This is a genomic window from Polaribacter sp. (assembly GCF_049276715.1).
Classification (GTDB): Bacteria; Bacteroidota; Bacteroidia; order Flavobacteriales; family Flavobacteriaceae; genus Polaribacter.
Genome location: NZ_JBASWY010000012.1, coordinates 1 through 22,874 on the forward strand (window position 1 = coordinate 1; position 22,874 = coordinate 22,874).

General features: G+C 33.9%; 14 protein-coding genes. 7 read left to right on the forward strand and 7 right to left on the reverse strand.

The genetic code is table 11. The features are described 5' to 3' along the window. Window positions 1-230, reverse strand: a 230-nt coding sequence (locus WAO74_RS03045) for a DUF7222 domain-containing protein (RefSeq protein ID WP_422159581.1), incomplete at its 3' end; no start/stop codon positions are given. Between the two features lie 338 nt (window positions 231-568). Here WAO74_RS03045 and WAO74_RS03050 point away from each other — a divergent pair. Next, window positions 569-2,851, forward strand: coding sequence for a hypothetical protein (locus tag WAO74_RS03050; RefSeq protein WP_422159582.1), 2,283 nt, complete (start codon window positions 569-571; stop codon window positions 2,849-2,851). Window positions 2,852-2,901: 50 nt separating this feature from the next. Here WAO74_RS03050 and WAO74_RS03055 read toward each other — a convergent pair whose 3' ends face one another. Beyond that, window positions 2,902-4,521, reverse strand: a complete 1,620-nt coding sequence (locus tag WAO74_RS03055; protein WP_422159584.1) for a solute:sodium symporter family transporter — start codon at window positions 4,519-4,521, stop codon at window positions 2,902-2,904. A 191-nt stretch (window positions 4,522-4,712) separates the two neighbouring features. Between WAO74_RS03055 and WAO74_RS03060 the strand changes: the two genes are divergently transcribed. The 6 genes from WAO74_RS03060 (at window position 4,713) to WAO74_RS03085 (ending at window position 15,552) form a co-directional block, all read left to right on the forward strand. Beyond that, on the forward strand, window positions 4,713-6,110 hold the full coding sequence (locus WAO74_RS03060) for a sulfatase-like hydrolase/transferase (protein ID WP_422159586.1): 1,398 nt from the start codon (window positions 4,713-4,715) through the stop codon (window positions 6,108-6,110). Between the two features lies 1 nt (window position 6,111). Then, window positions 6,112-7,758, forward strand: coding sequence for a right-handed parallel beta-helix repeat-containing protein (locus WAO74_RS03065; RefSeq protein WP_422159587.1), 1,647 nt, complete (start codon window positions 6,112-6,114; stop codon window positions 7,756-7,758). Window positions 7,759-7,820: 62 nt separating this feature from the next. Further along, entirely contained in the window at window positions 7,821-9,353 is a 1,533-nt protein-coding gene (locus WAO74_RS03070) for a family 16 glycosylhydrolase (protein ID WP_422159588.1), read from the forward strand. A 92-nt stretch (window positions 9,354-9,445) separates the two neighbouring features. Continuing rightward, window positions 9,446-11,527 carry a T9SS type A sorting domain-containing protein gene (locus tag WAO74_RS03075; protein ID WP_422159590.1) on the forward strand — a complete coding sequence of 694 codons (2,082 nt, stop codon included), beginning with the start codon at window positions 9,446-9,448 and terminating at the stop codon, window positions 11,525-11,527. A 26-nt stretch (window positions 11,528-11,553) separates the two neighbouring features. After that, window positions 11,554-11,721: a hypothetical protein gene (locus WAO74_RS03080; protein ID WP_422159591.1), complete on the forward strand. Its 168-nt coding sequence runs from the start codon at window positions 11,554-11,556 to the stop codon at window positions 11,719-11,721. Window positions 11,722-11,952: 231 nt separating this feature from the next. Next, complete coding sequence (locus tag WAO74_RS03085) at window positions 11,953-15,552, forward strand: glycosyl hydrolase (protein ID WP_422159593.1); 3,600 nt, start codon at window positions 11,953-11,955, stop codon at window positions 15,550-15,552. Window positions 15,553-16,010: 458 nt separating this feature from the next. Here the strand turns inward: WAO74_RS03085 and WAO74_RS03090 are convergent, their stop codons facing one another. The 5 genes from WAO74_RS03090 to WAO74_RS03110 form a co-directional block, all read right to left on the reverse strand. Further along, window positions 16,011-17,555, reverse strand: a complete 1,545-nt coding sequence (locus WAO74_RS03090; protein WP_422159595.1) for a sulfatase family protein — start codon at window positions 17,553-17,555, stop codon at window positions 16,011-16,013. Then, complete coding sequence (locus WAO74_RS03095; protein ID WP_422159596.1) at window positions 17,552-19,015, reverse strand: sulfatase-like hydrolase/transferase; 1,464 nt, start codon at window positions 19,013-19,015, stop codon at window positions 17,552-17,554. The genes WAO74_RS03090 and WAO74_RS03095 overlap by 4 nt, the downstream gene beginning before the upstream one ends. Window positions 19,016-19,076: 61 nt before the next feature. Beyond that, complete coding sequence (locus tag WAO74_RS03100; RefSeq protein WP_422159597.1) at window positions 19,077-19,898, reverse strand: T9SS type A sorting domain-containing protein; 822 nt, start codon at window positions 19,896-19,898, stop codon at window positions 19,077-19,079. A gap of 78 nt (window positions 19,899-19,976) precedes the next feature. Beyond that, complete coding sequence (locus WAO74_RS03105) at window positions 19,977-21,311, reverse strand: glycosyl hydrolase (protein WP_422159599.1); 1,335 nt, start codon at window positions 21,309-21,311, stop codon at window positions 19,977-19,979. Between the two features lie 23 nt (window positions 21,312-21,334). Further along, window positions 21,335-22,870 carry a RagB/SusD family nutrient uptake outer membrane protein gene (locus tag WAO74_RS03110; protein ID WP_422159600.1) on the reverse strand — a complete coding sequence of 512 codons (1,536 nt, stop codon included), beginning with the start codon at window positions 22,868-22,870 and terminating at the stop codon, window positions 21,335-21,337. Window positions 22,871-22,874: the final 4 nt, after the last annotated feature.

The window sequence follows — 22,874 nt, forward strand, 5'->3', positions numbered from 1 at the left end:
TCGAACTCATCTAGGATTTGTAGAATTTCTAGGTGGTGCTTTTTTGCGAATTTAATTGTGTCATTGTAGTAGATAAAACCTGAAACTGAACCTGAGTTTGCTGAATAATAATCTTGTGGGTGTTTAACTAAAAGTGACCATTCTACGTCACCTTGCTTTAATAATTTTCTATGAAAAACTGGAAACGAACTGTGGTTTTCTAAAAATTTTTTCTTGCTAAATTTTGCCATAATATTGTTTATATCTAAGGTTTTTATGGTTTTTCTTAGCTCTAAAAAAAATGAGTAATTTATGACAGATACCATATTAAAATAGAAATGGTTCCTGCAAAAAAAGCAAGGAATTTAAGAAAACGTCACCTTTCATAAAGAGTGCATGTAGCAATCCTTAAACTTATCCTTTTTTTTCTTTTATCTCTAGTGAATCATTTTTTTAAGAAATGAAAAATACTAAAATTAAAAAGTGAGTAAATTCTAATTAAATACCTATAAATACCCCTTTTTTGGCTGAAAACACCTGAAATTATAATACCCTTGAATGTAATTTTACAGTTATTAAAATTTTCGCTATGTCTAAATTTATTTTTACTATTTCTTTATTATTTTTCATAATAACAATTCAATCTCAAAACACCTATTATTTTAGCAGTTCTTCAGGAAATGACTCAAACTTGGGAAATCAAGAATCATCCCCATTTAAAACAATTTTAAAATTAAACTCTTTAACTCTTGTTGCAGGAGATGTCGTTTTATTTAAAAGAGGAGATATTTTTAATGGAGGCATCATTGTAAATAACTCTGGAAGTGAAAATTCTCCGATTGTTTTTAACAGTTATGGTGAAGGTCAATTACCTATTTTAAGAGGTAGTAATGGAGATGATGGCATACCAGATCCACTTGCAACAATTAGAATTCAAGGAAAGGAATATTTAGAGTTTCATAATTTACAGATAGAAAATGAACGTTTCGATTCAGAATCAGGTTCTGATGATGATAAGTCTTTTGGCATTTACTTTAGAAGTTTTTTAACTTTACCTAGTTCGGGTAATTTTGAAGATAGAAACCTATTTAAATATTTTCGTTTTTCGAATTTGGTTTTCAAGAACATTTATTCTATTAGCAGCAATAATACAGCATTTAATGATATTAGAACAACTGGAATTTACTTCTGGGATGCTTTTGTAAATGATGTTATCATAGAAAATTGTCATTTTACAGATATAGAAAGAACAGGTGTTTGGTTAAGAAGATATGTTTCGGATGCTATAATTAGAAATAACACTTTTATTGATATTGGAGGATCTGGAACTATTATTTCAGCATCAAAAAGAGTGCTTTATGAAAATAACTTAATGCGTTTTACAGGTTCAAATTCTGATGAAAGAATGACTGCAAGAGGCAGTGGAATGTGGGTTTTTGGATCGGATGATGTAGTGGCACAATATAACACCTCCCAACATGCAAGAGGTAGTGGAGATTCTTCTGGGATGCATGTAGATTATGGAAACACAAACATATTATTTCAGTATAATTATTTAGAAGATTCTGCTGGTGGATTTTGCGAAACTTTAGGTCAAAATATTAATATTATTTGGAGATATAATATAAGTGTAAACGAAGGTACAGATGATAAAGGTGGAAAAAATATTTTATTTTGGGTAAATGACTATGCGTTTAATCCAAAAAAAAGCGAGCAAGTATTTATCTACAATAACAGCGTTTATCAAGGTAAAGATTATCAAAACACACTAGGAAACTCTAGGATAGAATTGGAAGCAAAAGACATTCATTTTTTTAACAATATTATTTATTTAGAGCCTTCAGCAAAATTGGGTTTAAAATCATATTATTTTGATGTTGATGCACCCAATTTTAAAAAGAACATAATGTTTGGTGGAAACATCATAAATAGTTTTAAAAATCTTGATGCTACAAGAAGGGAAGTAAACCCAAGATTTACTGCAGAAGGTACAAAGCATTTTTCTGGTTACAAATTATTATCCTTTAGTCCAGCCAAAGGAGATGCATTTACATTCACAGAACCCATTTTTCCACTTGCTGGTCAGGGTGTTTTTAAAGACATTACTTCCAAAGCAGCAAAAGATATTTTTGGAAATCCTGTTAATTTGTTAGCATCAACCAATATTGGCGCCTATAATGGCGAAGGAGAATCTACAACACCAACTGTAACTTCTTTTGAAGCTGAAGATGCAGTAATTGATGGATCAGGTTCTGAAGTAAATTGCGAGAATGCTTCAGGTGGAAAAGCTGTAAATATATCTTTATCTGGGAGCTCGCTTACTTTTAATAATATAGATATTTCAGAAAAAAACACTTATTTAATAAAAGTCTATTATTTAAATCCAAATTTATCAAATTTAAAAGTATCTGTTAATGGGGCTGAAAGTGAAACGATAGTTCTGCCATATTCAGATGGGTATTGTTATCAATCAGGAAATCCAACTAGCTTTCACTTTGTAAAAGAACTAAATTCGGGAGTTAATACTATTTCATTTCAACAAAGCATTATTGATAAAATTGAAGTAGTTCATGTTGATAAAGCTTCTTTAAATTTAGATACAGATTTTCCTATAAACAGAACAGAAGCTTATTTAGAAAAAACCATCGTTTCAGAAAATGATGATGTACAATTAATCCTAAAAAATAAAGAAATATCATTTAACTCTTCTCTAGAACTTTCTGTTTTTGATATCACAGGCAAGTTGTTATTTCAGAAAAAATTTACAGATAATAATATTAAATTTAAAGCCAATAACTTTGGTAAAGGACTAAAAATAGTAACTGCTAAAATTGGTCAAGAGTTAATCGTGAAAAAGCTGATTGTAAAATAAATAAAACTAATTATTTTACAATCAGATTTTTAGCAATTGAGTTTGCTTAATTATTTTGCAAAATAAACATAAATAACAATTACAATTAAACAAATAAAACCTCCTACTGGTTTTAAATATTTCCAAGGTGTAATATCTACTTCGTGCGAATTGTGCTGCACATAAGCTACTTTTCTTGGATATACTTTACCAATAACTAACATAATTATTATATTTAAGACAAATAAAATAGCCATAATGTGTAAAAAGTGAGGATATGTATTTCCTGTAACCACTTCTATACCATCAACCATCTCTAATACATTATAATTAGGTTTTATTATAAATTGACTAATACTATATAAAATAACACCCGATATTAAACCTACTTTTGCTGCAAGTGCAGGTACAAATTTGGTAGTATACCCTACAACCACAATTGTTAAAATTGGTATAGAGTATGTTCCGTTAATTTCTTGTAAATACTCAAAAACACTACCCGCATTTGCAATAAAAGGAGCCACTAACATGGATAATATTGCTAAAAATACGCCAAACGTTTTCCCTGCTTTTACAACTTCTTTTTCTGATGCTTCTTTTTTAAAGTATTCTTGATAAATATCAATACCAAATAAAGTTACACAACTGTTTAATGCTGAATTAAAGGAACTTAAAATAGCACCAAATAAAACAGCCGCAAAAAAACCAACCAAAGGTTTTGGCAATACTTCAGATACTAAAGATGCATAAGCTAAATCTGGTTTTGCTAAGTTTCCTTCGAAAATATGAAACGCAATAATACCTGGTAATACTAAAATTAAAGGGCCCAGTATTTTTAAAAAAGCTCCATAGACCAATCCTTTCTGGCCTTCAACTAAGTTTTTAGCACCCAATGCTCTTTGAATTATGGCTTGATTCGTTCCCCAATAAAAAAGATTTACCAACAACATACCAGTAAATAAAGTAGAAAGTGGTACGTAAGAATTTTCTGAGCCTGTAGAATCAAACTTTTCTGGATGCGAACTCATTAAAATATCCATTCCTGATAACATAGATCCATCACCTATGTAACACAAACCAAAATAAGGAATCATTAAACCCCCAATAATTAAACCCACTGCATTAATAGTATCGGATACAGCAACCGCTTTTAAACCTCCGAAAACAGCATAAATAGAACCAATAACACCTATTCCAAAAATGGTTACCCAAAGTGCGGCATTTTCTGAAATTCCGAAAGTAGTAGGAACATCAAACATGGTATTTATGGCAGATGCACCTGTATATAAAACCACAGGTAAAAATATAGTTACATAACCAGATAAAAACAAACCAGACACAATTGCCTTGGTAGTTTTATCATATCTGTGTTGTAAAAATTGAGGAATCGTAGCAATCCCTCCTTTTAAATACCTTGGCAATAAAAAAGCAGCAATTATAACCATGGTAATTGCAGCTAAAGTTTCCCAAGCCATAACTAAAATTCCTTGTTCATAAGCTTGTCCACTTAAACCTACAATTTGTTCTGTAGATAAATTGGTAAGTAGCAAAGAACCTGCAATTACAATTCCTGTTAAACTTCTGCCTCCTAAAAAATAACCGTCTTTTGAGTTTTCGTCAGTAGATCTTGTAGCCAAATAAGAGATGATTGCCACTAAAGCTGTAAATCCTATAAATGTTATAAATTGCATAATTTGTTAGATTAATTATTAAAAAAATAAATTTATAGATAGTTTTTATAATTTATTAGGGTAAAATTGACCTTTCTTTAGGGGTAAATTCTTGAAAATACAAGAAAAACCATGAATACCCATTATTTGGTCTTTAATTACCCCTTCTCATATAAAATTAATTTGAAATTGTGAGCAATAAATAAAACCGAATGAAAATAAAAAATATAACCATTTTAGTGTCCTTTTTTCTAATTGTTTTAACACAATATGCACAGGGAACCAAAAAACCAAATATCATTATTATTTTAACAGATGATCAAGGTTATGGTGATGTAGGTTTCAATGGAAACAAACAACTTTTGACACCCAATATAGATAAGATTGCCTCAAATGGAGTTGTTTTTACGAATGGTTATTCAAGTTATGCAGTTTGTGGCCCAAGCAGAGCTGGCTTGATTACTGGTAGATATCAAGATAGATTTGGCTACAGCAGAAACCCCCTTTTCGCGCCAAAAGATGCAACAATTGGATTGCCTCTAGAGGAGGAAACATTGGCTGAAGCATTAAAAAAAGGAGGATATACAAACATGGCAATTGGCAAATGGCATTTGGGAGCCAACGCAATCTATAGACCTTTAAAAAGAGGTTTTGACGAATTCTTCGGATTTTTATCTGGCGGACACAAATATTTTCCAGAGCAATTAGTATTGAATGATTTATCCGAAGTTACCTCGCAATTTGATGCTTACAACACAAAACTTTTAAGAAACGATACGCGTATTGAAGAAAAAGAATACTTAACTGATGCTTTTTCAAGAGAGGCTGTCAATTTTGTTGAAAAAAATGTTGACAAACCTTTCTTTTTGTATTTGGCTTACAACGCACCACATGCTCCTTTGCAAGCAACTGAAAAATATTTATCACGATACAAACACATAGAAAATAAAAACAGAAGAACCTACAGTGCAATGGTTAGTGCTGTTGATGATGGTGTAGGATTATTACTTGACAAGCTAAAAGAACTTGGAATTGAAGAAAACACCATCGTTTTTTTCTTATCAGATAATGGAGGAGTGGAATCAAAAGGCGCTTATAATGGGGTTTTAAGAGGAGGAAAAGGCGCTTTGTTTGAAGGCGGAATTAGAGTTCCGTTTGCAATGCAATGGAAAGGCACTGTGCCTGCAAATCAAAAATACGAACACCCAATTATTGCACTTGATATTTTTGCAACAGTAGTTGCTCAAGCAAAAGTGAGTCCTAAAAACGACATCGATGGAAAAAACTTAATTCCTTTTTTAACCAAAGAAAATAAAGAAGCTCCACACGAAGAATTATTTTGGAGAATGTATGATAAAAATTCATTTGCTCTCATTAAAGGAGATCTAAAACTCCATAAAAACGTTATTGGCAAAACAGGATTATACAATTTAAAAAGTGATATTTCAGAGAAAAAAATGCTAAAAGACAGCATTTTATCTATAAAATTACGAGAGCTTTATAAAGCTTGGAACGCAAAAAATATAGCACCTATTTTTGATGGTTTGCTAGAGGATAAAGACTACAATACCAAACATCCTGACAGATACAAAAATGTTGAAAAATACTAAAATGAAAAGCTATTCTAAATTAGTTGGCTTGCTGTTTCTTGCTTTCCTTTGTTCGTTTCAAAGCTCAAAAAGCACTAATTACTATTTTAATCCAACATTAGGGAATGATGAAAATACTGGCACTTCTATTTCAGCGCCATTTAAGTCTTTGTCAAAAATTAAAACATTAAAATTGAACCCGGGTGATTCGTTATTGTTGGCTGTAAATGAAACTTTTTCAGATGGTTTAGAATTGAAAGAAATTAGCGGAACTAAAAAACAACCCATTGTAGTTTCGGTTTATGGAACAAGCTTTAAAAATGACAAAGCAATCATCAAAACTCAAGATGCATTGAATGCAATTTTGGTTGAAAATTCGAATTTTATCGTAATTTCTCACTTAGAGGTTTCAGCAAATCCATCAAAAAACACCCTCCAAATTCAAAAAAACCAAATGAGATGTGGCGTTTTAGTAACAGCCTCACAACCTAAACAATACGAACATATTTATTTATCAAACCTAGTAGTGAAAGACATTTTTTTTGAACAAAAAGCGCATTCAAGATCAGCAAAAGAAACAAAATCTGCCAATGGAACTCAAAATTATGGTTGGGGAATTCGTTTTATTACTTCGGATGCAAAGGCTATTCTTAAAAACATAAAAGTAACGCAAAGTTTGGTGCAAAATGTTTCGCACACTGGCATCAAATTAACAGCGAGAGGCGAAAATCATGGCATTCTAGATTTCGAAATTTCTAATAACCAAGTCTTTGAAACGGGTGGTCCTGGTATTCAAATGTCAGGAGTGAAAAATGGTCATATTTTCAACAACAACGTCAACAAATCTGGAAGCACAAACGATTCCAGAAAATGGGGACGTGGAAGTGGTTTATGGACATGGGGTTCAGAAAACGTTCTCATCGAAAAAAATAGATTTACCAATGCAAATGGCCCTGGAGATTCTGCAGGTGCTCACATTGATTATAATTGTAAAAACATTGTGTTGCAATACAATTTTAGCGCAAACAATGCTGGTGGTTTTGCAGAAATTCTTGGCAATAACCACAATTGTTCATATCGTTACAACATCAGTGTAAATGACGGTTACAGAGTAAAAGATGTGAATGGAGCGTTCCAAGAAGGAAAATTATTTTGGCTGAGTGGCTATAGTGGAAAAAAAAGAATTGGTCCTGTAAACAGTTATTTTTACAACAATACAATGTATGTTAAAAGTGAATTGGATGCAAAAATTGCCATTGACCGAATTTCAAAAGGGGTGCTCATTGCCAACAATATTTTTCATATCGAAGGAAACTCGAAAATGGTAAAAGGCGACCAATACAACCCCGAAAAAGAGGGGAATTGGGAAGTAACAGATGTTTTTTTCAAGAACAATTTATTTTTAAGCAATACGTCTTGGCCAAAAGAATCAACATTACAAGACGAAAATCCAATTTTTGGAGATGCTAATTTTATCAATAAAAACGGATTTGATCCTGAAAATTTCACACCAAGAAACAAAGAATTGATTCAAAACAAAGGGGTTCAAATCCCAAAATTGGCAAACGATTCAATTGGAATCATTTATGGGTTAAATTTAAAAAAAGACATTTTAGGAAATGACATCAAAGGACTTCCTGATTTGGGTGCTATTGAGTTAATGAATTAATGTAGCAATTTATCAATGTAACAATAGAAACTTTTAAACAACAGAAACCCGCAAAAGAAAATATGAAAACAATACTTATTATTACTATCACATTTTTTGCACAAGCTCTTTTCTCTCAAAACTTAATTTCTAACGGAAATTTTGAAGACGGAAAAAACAATTGGAGTGGCTATAACAATCAAGTGTTGTTTGATGACATCGCGAATTCAAACGTTGGGAATGTAAACAATGGTGATGGTTCTTTATTTCAGGTGTTTTCAATGATTTCTGGTAAAACTTACAACGTAGCTTTTGATTATAGATGGGTTTCTGGCGCAGGAAATTACAATATGACAGTACGCATAAAAACGGGTTCAACTGGAGGTGATGACCTTACAGAGGTTACCTTAAACACAACTCCTGATGTTTGGCATACTGCAACTATTAGCTTTACTGCTCCTCAAGATATTTTAGAAGCCCGCATTCTTTTTTTCAAAGCAGCTAACAACAGACCTTTACGAATGGATAATGTTACTATTGTGGATGAAAATTTTCATTCTAATTTTGTGGATACTACGACTCCTATCAATGCACAACCCAATGGAGTTCCTGGAAATTGGGTGTTGGAGTTTAGTGACGAATTTAATGGTTCAAACCTAGATTTGACTAAATGGTACAAATCAGAAAGCACAAAAACAAGAGCGCCAAGAGAAAATTTGGGCGTAACTGATTGGAGATGGATTGCAGACAATGCCTTTTTAAACAACGATGGTCAACTCGTTCTGCGCGCAACAAAAATTAACAATACCACCATGCGTTGTGGCTCAGTTGAATCTCGTGGATTGTATGAAGTGCAATATGGCTATTTAGAAGCAAGAATTAAAATTGCTAAAACCGCCAAAGGCAATCATACTGCTTTTTGGTTGCAAGGCGAAAATCAAAACAATGTAGATAATTCTGCTGCTGATGGTGCAGAAGTAGATATTTTTGAATCTGCTTGGACATCCAACACCACCAAAGCTGTAGTACATTATGATGGTTATGGAGCTGATAAAAAAAACCACACCATTCCGTTTAATGTGCCAAACATTCACAATGAACAGTTCCATACTTTTGGATTGCTTTGGACAGCAAACTCTATGGATATTTATTATGATGGCGTAAAAATGACCTCTTCACAATCCAACAATCCGTTACCTTTTACCACAAAACCCGGACTTGGGCATGATTTGGTGCCTAAAGTAAAAGAATGGTTGTGGCTTTCTGTAGGTGCTAGTTTTGGTGATGGCGATTTTCAAAGTCAACCAAATGGTTTACTTTCTGATGCGTTGGTGGAATATGTTCGTGTGTACAAACCTTCGCAAACCTTATCAACCTTTGATGTAAAAAAAAATGACTTTAAGGTGTTTCCAAATCCTGTAAATGACCAATTGCATGTTTTTCTTCCTGAAAATGAGTACCATGCAATTTTGTTTGATATCACTGGTAAAAAAGTAGCAGCACAAAAAACAACCAACTCAAAAGTAAGCCTAGATTTCAAAAACTTTCCGAAAGGAGTCTATCTTTTAAAAATCGCTACAAATGACCGTTTTTTCATAAAAAAAATCATAAAATAACGTATTTACCCCATTTTTTGACCTAATCATTACCACTTCACCACTTTATAATTGATGAATTTTGAAAAGTATTAACTAAAAACTTTTCAACAATGAAAAAAATTACACTTTTAATAATTTTAATGGTTTTGCCTTCTTTTATGGTTGGGCAGAATTTGATAACGAATGGGGATTTTGAAAATACTGGCACACCTCCACCATCTTGGTCCAAAACGGGCGCAACATTTTCTACAAGTGCAACCAATCCATACAAAGGTGCAGCTAGAGGTAATTTAGGAAATGAAGCTATTACTATTTTTCAAAACATTACACCTGTACAAGATGTCCTTTATCAAGTAAGTTTTTATTGGAGATTCAATCTTGCAACTTCTACAACTCCTGCCTATGCTTCCGTAAGAAATAATACTGACAATGCAGCTATAGCTAATGCAACGTTAACTGCAGGAAGAGGTGAGTGGACATATACTACTTTTACTTTTACAGCAACAGCTACAACTGGAACTGATTTTAAATTTCAAATAACTAAAGACGCTAGAAACAGTGTGTCTCCAACTTCAACAAATAATGCAGTCTGGTTAGATAATGTGTCTATAAGAAGGGTAGATACATTTAATGGTACAGATGGGGTTTTTGAAACATCAACGAACTGGGATTCAGGTGCAACTCCTACTGATAGTGATATTGTTATTCCTGCTGGAAAAAATATTACGATTGCATCTGCAGTTACTGCAGGTAATATATCTGTAGATGGCACTAGCTCACTTACAGTAAGTAGCGGTAATTCTTTAAATGTTTTTAATAATATTATTTTAGACGGTGGTGCATCTTTAGTTGCTACAGGAGCAACTCTAACAGGTGATGTTACTTATAAAAGAACGTTAACTGCTGGCAAATGGCATTTAGTTTCGCCTCCAGTTACTGGAGCTACATACAATGATACGTGGATTTCAGAAAATGATATAGCTTCTGGTGGAATTGATGCAAATAATAGAGGTATTTCAACCTACCAAAATGGTGCAGCAGATCCGGATACAGGTCAGTGGGTTTATGTTCAAGCTGGTGATGCTGGCACTTTTGATTCTTCAAAAGGATATGGATTTATAAGGCCTACAACCGGAACAATATCATTTACAGGTGGTTTTCCAACAGGACAAAAACCTGCTACTGTTTCAGCAGCAAATGCAAATAAGTTTAATTTAATTGGTAACCCATACCCAACGTATTTGTTAGTTTCCACATTTTTTACTCCAGATGCGAATGCAAATTTCAATAACACAGTAGCAAATGGAAGATTAACAGAAGAAACGATTTGGATTTGGGATCAATCTACTAATAGTTATTTAGCTAAAACATCTTCGAATCATGGAACAGATGAAATAGCGCCAGGACAAGCTTTTTTTGTAAGCGCTGCGAGCGATACAAATATTACTTTTTATCAGGCAAGTGGTACTCATAAAACAGGTTCAGATACTTTCTTGAAAACATCAAACAAAAGAGTTGAGCTAAGGATTGATAGTGGTGATAAAGTTTCAAAAACTGAGTTATTCTATAGAGCTGAAGGAACCAATGATTTTGACAATGGTTATGACGCTTCTATGTTTACAGGTGTTGCTTCAAACTTTAGTTTATATACCTCTCAATTATCAAATGAGGCAAAAAAATTAGCGATTCAAACTTTATCAGATGAAAATGTAGAATCTTTAGTAATCCCTGTAGGCATCAAAGCAGCAGCTGGTCAAGAAATTACTTTTTCTGCGGAGGCTATGAATTTACCTGAAGGAATTAAAGTGTTTTTAGAAGACAGACAAAGCAATACAATCACTCGTTTAGACGAAGCAAATGCTACTTACAAAATAACGTTAGAGGATGCTGTTGATGGTAATGGTCGTTTCTTTTTGCATACAAAAACGAGTGCTGTGCTAAGTACTGATGGTATTGCTTTACAAAATGTAAGTATCTACAAAATATCGAATGAAACATTACGAGTGGTTGGTTTAACAAAAGGAACTGCTAATATTAAAGTTTTCAATGTGTTAGGAAAACAAGTACTAAACACAACTTTCCAATCAAAAGGAGCAAATGACATTGCATTGCCAAAATTAGCAACAGGCATGTACATTGTTCAATTGCAAAGTGAAAACGGAAAAATGAACAAAAAAATAATTTTAGAATAAGCACCCACCATAAACGACAAGATATCATGAAAAATCAATCTCAAAATAATGACGAAATCACTCGTAAAGAGGCTATCAAAAAAATAGGAAATTATGGTAAATATGCAGCATTAACAGCCTTGGGTACTTACCTTATTTTAAATCCACAAAAAGCGCAAGCAGCCAGCCCTGAAGCACCTGGATCTGGGTTTTAGGTTTACAAAAATGATTCATTTAAAAACCACAGTGATTTTGCTGTGGTTTTTTTGTTTGATAATTAGTTTGGGGTTGCTTTAATTGCTACGTTTTAGAAATAATTGACTGAAATAAATAAAACCCAAACAATTGTCACCTCGAGCGCAGTCGAGAGGTAAATAGTATCAGTAACTTTTAAATTAGGTCTCGGCTATGCTCGATATGACATTAAAATTATTAAAAAACATCCTATGAAATTTCATTTTACTCTTTTCTTTATCATTACATTTTCAGCAACTATTTTTAGCCAAACCTATACTTGGAGTGGCGCTGCAAATGACAATAATTTTTTCAACGAAGCCAACTGGGTTGATAGCAATACTGGTCTTGCTCCTACTGGAAATCCAATCAATGGAGGAACTGCTATTAATCGAGTAATGATTGTTTCAAATGTTACCTCAACAATTACTGGTACTAGTGAGATCAATTTGGGCACTACAGGTTCTCTAAGCATTACAAATGCGACTATAGCAGCCAATGCTATTAGAGGAGGAACCATAAATATCAATGAAAATGGGTATTTAAATTTAGAGATTGCTACGGCTTTTAAAGCACCTGCAACAATCAACTTAAATTCAGGAATTGGCTGGGTTCGTACCAAATTGATAGCACCCTCTGTTGTACAAAGTACGCACCTTGGTCAATTTAAAATAAATTCAATTGCAGCTTCTTACCCCTCAAATATTCGTTTAGACAATTATTATTTTGGTGGAACTGTCATCAGAAGTAATTTGGCAAGTACAAGTCCAGCAACCTTATACAATCAGGTAAATCTGGGCGGAACATCAGTTTCTCTTGCTATTGATGTCATTCATAGTGGTAATGGCATCACGAATATGAACAACAAAACCTCATCATTCTTGCTGAGAAAAGGCTTTATGATGACCATTGCAGATGATGAAGCAGGAATAGGAAAAAGCAAAAATTACATTGCATCTGAAAAGGATTTAATCGTAAACGAATTGCCAACAAACCTTAAAGACAAGGTTTCTTTTGTAAGAATTATTCCTTGGAATTGGGTCAGCAAAAAAGGAATTGGAAGTAATACTTTGATATCTGGACTTGACAATACTTGGTTCTATAGATGGTCGAATGACGGTTTATCAACCATAGAAGTTGAAAATCCTCCAATGGCCTGGGGTGCAGGAGGTGCGGATGATGATGCAGATATTACACTTTACAAACAAAAATACAAGACAACACATGTCATGGGTTTTAACGAACCTGATGATTGTGGTGCACAATCAGGACAATTTAGAAACTTGTGTGATGAAGATGTGGCTGTTGGTTATTATCGAAATTTGATGAAAACGGGTTTGCGATTGGTATCTCCTGCAGGAAGAGAAGAAGCTCCTACTGGTTGGTTACAAAACTTTTATGACAAAGCCACTGCACAAGACATCCGAATTGATGTTATTGCAGTTCATTGGTATGATTGGGGGAATAACCCTGCTGTAAATACAAATCCTACTGCTCAACAAGTATTTGATCGTTTTAAAACGTATTTAACAAGTGTCTATAATCGTTTTGGAAAACCCATCTGGATTACCGAATTCAATGCCAATCCTAACAGAAGTAACGCTATCAATCTGGCATTTATGCAATTGGCATTACCGTATTTAGAAACCTTAGATTATGTGGAAAGATATGCGTGGTTTGAACCAAGTTCGGATGTTGCTGATTTTTATGATACCAGTAACAACGTAACAAATGTGGGTACATTTTATAAAAATCAAGTTTCTACCCCTTCTATTTCTGAAAACACCATAACAGCGAATAATAATATTGATGTTAATTATAGTAAAAATCCAACCTTGAATCACACCATTTTAACCAATGGAAATTTTGATACTGGTGATCTAAGAGCTTGGTTAGGAGCAAACAATCAAGTTTTGATGGATAATGACGGAGCTACAAATCTAACAACAAATTATCGTTTTGAAAACGTGGCTCAAATCAATGAAGGTGCAGGAAGTTTATACCAAATTTTAGAAGTTGCTCCAAATGTAAGTTACACTGTAAGTTTTGACTATAAATGGGTTTCTGGTGCAGGAACGTATAATCAAATTGCACGTGTTTATAAAGATTTAACCGGAACTAATAGTATTGGCTCAGTAACATTGAGCACAATTCCTGGTGTTTGGTATACTGCAACATTCAATTTTACAGCACCAACAAATGTTTTTAAAGCACGAGTCTTTTTTAACAAAGCATCAGGGAATAATCCACTCCGAATTAACAATGTTAGGGTTCATTTAAACCCAAATAAAACTTGGAGTGGTGCCATCAATAATGATTGGAATACTTCAGGAAATTGGACAGAAAATGCAGTCCCTTTAACTACAGATGTAGTTTTTATTCCAAGGGATTTAACAAACTACCCTACTGTTTCTGGGGATTTAACGGTAAGTCAATTAGTGATTGATTCAAGTGCTTCTTTTATAACCTCTGGAACTACAAATGGAGGCGTTACTGGTGGCACAACTTACTTTGCTGAACTCAATGATGAAAATTGGCATTTAGTAAGTTCACCATTAGCAACTCAAGTGATGAATCAAAATTGGGTAGCAGCAGCAGGAATTGCCACTGGAGGCAATAATCATATTGCTATTGGTTCGTATCAAAATGGAGTTGCAGATACTGATGATGATGGACCAGGTCCAGATACTGCTACAGGTCCTTGGACTTATTTTAAAAGTACTGATGCTAACAGCAATTTTAATAATGGACAAGGATATACTATGAAAAAACTAAGCAAGGGAATATTTATTTTCAATGGAAATTTGGCATCTTATCCAAGAACAATAAACATCTCTCAAGGAGCAGCCACGCATTGGAATTTAATTGGAAACACTGCTACATCTTATTTGGATGTAAATCAGTTTTTAACCACCAACACAACACCTTTAAAGGATGCTTATGAAGCTGTTTTTGTTTGGAATGCTGATACTGAAAACTATGATGCTTTGACTGATGGTTTTATCCATCCTGGACAAGCCTTTTTTGTAAATTCGAATGTTGCAAACACTTCAGTTTCAATAACGGCTGCCATGTTAAGTCATCAAAGAAATCAAGTATTCTACAAATCAGAAAGTGTACCATCTCCACAAATTGTATTGAATTTTACTGATGGAACAAACAACAAACAAACGAAAATCAATTATATAGATGGAAAAACTACTGGATTAGATCCGCGTTTTGACATTGGTTTGTTTGATGGTGTCGCTTCTGATTTTAAAATTTACACGCATTTAATCTCGCAAAACGAAGGAATTCCGTTTATGAAACAAGCCTTACCAAATGCTGGTTTTGAAAATATGGTAGTGCCTATTGGCATCAAAGCAAAAGCAGGTAAAGAACTAATATTTTCTTTAGAGGCCGCAAATTTTCCCGAAGGTATTTTTGTGTATTTAGAAGACCGCTTTACCAACAGCGTAACTCGTTTAAACGAAGCGAACGCCAATTATAAAGTAACTTTTACAGAAAATTTTGATACTAGTGGTCGTTTCTTTTTACACACTAAAAGCAGTGGCGTTTTAAGTACTGAGGATGTTAATTTACAACACATCAGTATCTACAAAACATCAAATGCAACCTTACGAATTGTTGGTTTAACAGAAGGGAATGCGAACGTTACATTGTTTAGTGTTTTAGGAAAACAAGTTCTCAAAACAAATTTTCAAGCAAAAACAATAAGTGAAATTGACTTACCAAAATTAGCTAAAGGCGTTTATTTTGTGAAATTGCAACATGAAGATGTTAGCATTACTAAAAAAATCATCTTAGAATAAAAAGAATTTTATACTCCTATTTATAAAGCGACAAATTCACTGAATTTGTCGCTTTTTTTTTGCTGTCCACCAAAGAAAGAACCTCTTAAATACTAAGCTCTGCTATTCCTACAAAGAAAACACCCTACGATATCATTCCCAGGAAAAAGGAACCTCAACAAAGAAAACCACTTTAACTCTTATTCATTAAAAAAATTCAAAATGCTAGCGTAATAGTTTAAAGTGCAAGCACACCAATTCAATGTGAAAGACACATCATTTTAAATACAAGCATTATCATTCAAAATACATTGGTTTTCATTCAAAGTGCAATGGTTTTCATTTAAAGTGCAAGAGTAATCTTTCAAAGTACAAGCATTTTTTTTAAATGAAACCTCCTATTAATTACCAAATACTATAATTAAGTCCAAAAAAAAGCAGTCATAACGACTGCTCTTCAAATAAATAATGAAACTCTGTTATTTGTTAGAGATGGCAACAATACTATCAATTTGCGCTTGCATTTTAGCAACCAACGCTGTATTTTCTGGAGCAATATTGGTTTGTTCACCAGCATCTTTTGATAAATCAAACAATTGCGGATTCAACGAAATACCTCCTTCTATTTTTTTACTCTTCAACCAATTAGGGAAGTTCTTTGTAGTAGGTGGTGCAATGTATTTATAGTTTCCATTTCTAATTGAAAGCACAAATGATTCTTCTAACATAATTTTTCTGCCTGCTGCATTGGCATGCAACAATGCCTCTTTTTGATTTTTGCTATCGATTGCCTCGTTTTCTGGCAAGGTAATGTTCAATAAATTTGCCAAAGAAGCAAAATAATCAATTTGAGAAAACAATGCTTTGCTTTCACCTGCTTTGATGGTTCCTGGCCAATACGAAATCATGGGTACTCTAGTTCCTGCTTCAAAAGCACTGTATTTCCCTCCTCTGTATGGGCCTCCTGGTTTATGAGTACCTAATTTTTCGACAGCATCATCTTCGTAACCGTCATTCAACACAGGGCCGTTATCACTCGTAAAAATCACCAAGGTGTTTTTATCCAACCCTAAAGCTTCTAATTTGTTGATGATTTGCCCAGTCATCCAATCCATTTGAACAATCGCATCTCCTCTAGGTCCCATGCTCGATTTTCCTTGAAATTGTTCGTTAGGCAATCTTGGTACATGAATATCATGAAATGAAAAGAATAAAAAGAACGGATTTTCTTTATTTTTTTCGATAAAATTGGTGGCCTTTTCAGTAAAAACAAATGGAAAATCTTCGTCTTTCCACATGGCAGAAGCGCCTCCTGTTTGATACCCAATTCTACTAACACCGTTTACAATAGCCTGGCTGTGTTGCTTATCAGCAACTTGTCTCAATAACTCAGGATTGGTAATTCCTGTTTTTACACCTTCAAAAGGCGTTGCATAATCAATTTTGATAGGATCATTCGGATCTAAATTTACAATGTTGTAATTTTCTAAATACGCAGTTGGCACTCGATCACCAGTGGCTGGTAATAAAAAGCTATAATCAAAACCAATTTCTAACGGACCTGGTTTTACTTCTTTGTTCCAATCTGTATTTCCATCACCCAAACCCAAATGCCATTTTCCAACAACAGCAGTTGTATACCCTGCTTTTTTTAACATAGCTGGCAAGGTTGGTGTGCTTGGATCAATTAACAAAGGGGCATCACCTGGTAAAATAGCGGCATTGTTTCTAAACGCATATTGACCTGTAAGTAATGAATAACGAGAAGGTGTACAGGTAGCAGCAGAGCTGTGTGCATCTGTATATCGAATTCCGTTTTGTGAAAGTTTATCAACATTAGGCGTTTTCACTCCTTTAGCACCATAACTTTCCAAATCACCATAACCCAAGTCATCAACATAAAAAATAACGATGTTTGGTTTGGTGATTTCTGTAGTTGTTTTGGCAGCAACTGTTTCTTTTGGTTGGGTTTTGCAAGAAATTATTAAGATTGAAAGACTTACTAGTAAAATGACTTTTCTCATGGGTTGGTTTTAGAAATTTTCATGTTTTTTTCTGGCTTCGTATACAATGCCTTTTTATTTTGCATTAATTGTTGGTGAATATGAAAGGTAACATCCATCCATTCTTGCTCTTCTGACCAAAGTGGAGGCATTAGCTTTGTTTCCCAGTTCGTTAATTTTTTATTCAGTAATTGTAGTGATTCTTGATCGGTTTTAGACAAATTATTTGTTTCTGAAATATCTGATGACACATCATACAATACTTCTCCATAATTTTCTAACCGAATTAATTTTAAGTTGTTGTAGCGCATTCCTGCCTCTTCTAACTTACGCCAATACAATTCGCTATGAGGATTTCCTGTTTTTTCACCTGTTAAAAAAGGCAATAAATTGACGCCATCCAATTGTAAGTTTTTATCAGAAACAATATTTGCTGCTGCTAAAGAAGTTGAAAAAATATCTAAGGATGACGATAATCCATTAAAAGTTTGATTTGGTTTGATGCGATTTTGCCAGCTGATTACAAAAGGCACACGATGACCTCCTTCAAATTCATTTCCTTTCCAGCCTTTTAATTTTCCATTTGTAGACGAATTGTTTGCTGCACCGCCATTATCACTTAAAAAATAAATGATGGTATTGTCAAGAATATTTAATCCTTGTAATTTTTTTAAAAGCTTGCCAATGTTTTCGTCTAAAGACCAAGTCATGGCAGCCAATTCTTTTCTAGAGTGATTTTTATATTTTTCTAAATGCTCTTTTTTAGCATGCATAGGCGTATGCACAGCGTTGTAAGCCAAATACATAAAAAAAGGTGTGTCTTTGTGTTCTTCAATATATTTTACAGAATAATCACCCATAACATCTGTTAAATATCCGTCAAACTTTACTCTTGTTCCATTGTGTTGCAACATTAATTCTTTGGATGGATTTTTGATTGGAAAATACGATCTTCCTCCACCTAAAAATCCGTAAAAATCATCAAAACCTCTGTTATTTGGGATGTCAGATTCTGTAGCACCTAAATGCCATTTGCCAATAGCAACGGTTTTGTAATTATTGGCTTTAAAAACATCGGCCATGGTTTTAACATCATCAGACAAACCAATATCACCTGTAGTTCCATAACCAGTTCCATTGGCTTCAAAGCCAAATCTTTGTTGATATTTTCCAGTAATTAAACCTGCTCTTGATGGCGCGCAAACAGTAGCACTAACATGAGCATCAGTAAAAATAACTCCACTTTTGGCAAGTTCGTCAATATTGGGTGTGTCTAAATCGTCGCTTCCCATAAAACCAAAATCAGCATAACCTGCATCATCAATAATAATGGTGATAATATTTGGTTGTTTTGGATTTATCGTTTCATTTATAGTTTCATTGGTTGCAACTTTTGCTGCAGCTTGTTTGTTTTTAGTACAAGAATATACAACAAAACAAGTAAGAAATAAGTAGGTGGCAAGTGTTGGTATTTTTGACATATTCTTGAAAAAAAGTTGAAGAGAATTCCTTCACGGAATCCTCTTCAACAAAAAATTAAAACTATTGTTTTACAAACTTGTAAGAACCTATGATTCCTTCGATAGTAGCTTTTACAATGTAAACACCACTATTTAAATTTGAAACATTGATTGATGTAGCATTTTTATTTGGATTTAAAGTCATCACTTTTTGACCTAATACGTTGAAAATTATAACGTTGCCAATATTCTTTGATGCTGATAAATTCAAATTATTAGAAGCAGGATTTGGGTACGCACTAAAATTAAATTGGTTTAAATCTTTTACAGAGGCAGTTGAATTAGCTGTAATGCTAAAATCATCCATTCTAGCAGCGTTATTAGGATTTCCAGAAAGACGCGCTTGTTTACTTATAAAGAACAACAAATCTGTTTGAGTAGCTGTAAAGGTAAAAGTAAATTCATTCCAGTTTGCATCTGCAGTAGAAGGATCTATATAATAACTGATTAATGGGTCGAATTGTGTTCCATTACCATTTGCACCTGCTACGTCTCTAATAGAAATATAAATTCCGTCTGTAGCTGCAGGCTGTCCTTGACCAGAGATGTATTGAGCCCAAAATTTTACAGTATATTCTTTCCCTACTTCCGCAGTAAAAGTTTGACGTAAACTGGTGAAATCGTTTGGCATGTTTAAAAATTGATCTCCAGCATGTGCAACAGCAGAATTACTATTCACTGATGACTGAGAACTTGTTCCTGTTATACTTGAAGACCAAGGAGATGTTGCTGCAGTAATCTTTCCTGTTGCCAATGGTGCTTCAAGATCTCCATTTTGGAGTAGGTTTTGCGAAAAACCGATTGTTGAAATTAGTAATGATAGTGCTAATGTAATTTTTTTCATAATGATTATATTTTAAGAATTAGTGATTAAAATGTTCAGCTTTGAGGTTTTCAAAACTGAACACTATTTTTCATATTGTTATTTTTCTTTTACAGAAATGTCATCTATAAAAGCAGGTGGATATTGCGGATTTACTTGTCCTTTAAAGAAAACGAATCTCATTTTAGTAACTCCATCAGGAATTACTACTTCATTAGAATAATCTGTCCATTGATCCGTTTGCTCAAGAGGCTCTAATTGCTTAATCAATCCAGGTGCACCTCCAACTCCTTCAATACGTAATCCTGGAGAAAAAGTATTTGTAGGGACAGATGCCCAACGTGCGCTATACTTGATAAGATATGTTTTTCCTGGAATTACATCAACAACAGTAAACAGTGATGCATCATGATTTTGTAATTGACCACAAAAGCCTCCAGTTCTAGGATCATTAGTAGAAACACCATTTTTAAAGCCACCCCAAGGAGCTACCATTCCAGTTTCGAAACCACCGTTTACAACTAGCTCATCAGGATCTACTGTTGGTGTAAATGAAGTGTCTTTACCTGGACCAATTGTTGGGTTTGGTGTGTGACCAGCATACACCTGACCAGCTTCTGTAATTACAGCATCATCATCAAACAACGCAGAAGTAAATAATGGTGCTTGTGTACCACTAAACCACGCATACCTTTCTACCCATTCAATTTCATCTAAAGCCTTTAAGCCTTGGTTCATATACTCAATTACTTCAGCAACAGTATATCTGTTGGCAGCAGGTGAAGCTGCACCCCAATCCGCTACTGCAAATTCAGTAATCCAAATAGGTCTTTTATAAGCAGCATAGGTTTCTTTTAATTTATTAACCATTGCCATTACATTTGGCCCACCATAATGATGCACAGCAACAAAGTCAACTCGTAAATTATTTGCTTCTACTTTTTGCATAAACTCAATCATCCAAGCATTGTTTGGACTTACAGTAGCTGGCGATCCAATTGGCACACCAATTTCTTCTAATCTTGGCCACAATGCGATTGCCTCATCTACAGTCATGTTTGCTTGAGCAGCACCATCAGGTTCATTAAATCCTAAAATATATTTTACTTTACCCTCCGCAACCAATTGTTTTACTCTGTTAATATTTGCATCGTTTACAGAACCTTTACCCCAAAACATTGGAACAAATTCTACATTTTCTGGTATTTCTTCTCTCAATTCATTACCCCAGCTATACATCCAATGTGCCCCTAAAGCACTTGTTTTGTGAGACCAATCTAAAGATCTACTTGTAAATGCCACTCCTTTTTTATTTATGGCATCATCTATAACATAGCCAGGTACTTTGGATTCATCAAAATCACCAATTTTATTCGGTTCACAACTTGTAAAAACAAGAACAAGTAGCAGTATTTTTATTAAATGTTTCTTCATGTTTATTTATTTTTTAAATTATTTTATTGCCAAACTGGATTTTGAATTAATTTAGGATTTACATCCACTTCACTTTGTGGAATTGGAAATACTTCTGATCTTCTTCCTTGATAACTCGGATTATAGCCAGGATACTGATCGGATTCTGCTCTACGAAATGCATCTTGAACTTCATTCCACCTTTTTATATCCATAAAACGAAGACCTTCAAAAGCCAATTCTACACGTCTTTCTTGTCTTACGATTATTCGCATTTGATTTTGGTTCGCAGATTGCACATTTGGCATCCCTACTCTAGCTCTTAATTGATTTATTAGATCTCTAGCTCCTGGAACATCACCAGTTTCGACCAACGCTTCAGCTCTCATTAGTAAAACATCTGCATATCTTATCACGTGAAAATCTTGAGAGCCTTCACCAAAAACTGCATTTCCTAATGCATCAGGACCACGTCTGATATATTTTCTTTGACCAAATGGCGCAGCTGCTGCTCCAGGGAAATTTCTTACAGGGCTATCCATGTATTGGTCTCCTCTAAAATACACACTTGCATTTGCTCTTGGATCTCTATTATTTCCTTTGTTATTTGCGTCATATAGAGGTGATGTTGTAATTGATAAACCGTCTATACATAAATAATCGTTGACTAAATTAGGCATAGGTCTCATATCTCCTTTTGGAAAACCTAAGAACGTTGCTGAAAAAGTTTCACCACTTGAGGTATTATCACCTCTTAAAAAACGAACTGCAAAAACTACTTCTGATGAAGTTTCACCTGCCTCTGTAAATAATTCAGCGTAATTTGGGTGCAAAGCGTAGCCTAAGCCCATGATTTGATTTGTTAATTCTGCAACACCAAAAGGACCTGTATATTCTTTATTATACAATTGTACTCTTGCAAATAAGCCTAAAGCCGCTCCTTTTGTTGCATAACCGTATAAATTACTTGGATGACTTACAGGTAATTTTTCAGAAGCAAATTTTAAATCTTCTAAAATTTGAGCATTAATTTCGGCATAGGTGTTTTTAGGAACAAATGCTTCATCTAATGTTTGAGGTTCTGTAATTAAAGGAACCTCTTCAAAGTAAACAGCCAAATTAAAATAAAACAAGGCTCTTAAAAAATACGCTTGTCCTAACAAGGCGTCTTTAGTGTCTTGAGGAACTAAGTCTATTGAAATGTTTTTTACATTTCTAATCACATCATTTACTCTGGCAATTCCTCTGTAATGATCATTCCAGATATTTTCTATTGGCCCTGATGCAGAGTTTGCAACACCTTCCATAAAAATTCCTGGACCTTCCCATTTAAAGTTATTATAACAATTGTCACTAAAACCATCAAAACCTGGGATTCCCATAAAGCCATTTAAATGACCACCATACATTGATTTAGCTTGCAATGCTGCATAAACACCATTTAAGGCTAAAAATGCATCAGATTCACTTTGCCAGAAATTTCCTTCTGCAATTTGTGTTAATGAATTTCGAGACACGTAATCGTCACTACAATTCACAAATCCTAAAGAAATAAGAATTACTATTATTATTTTTTTCATCTTG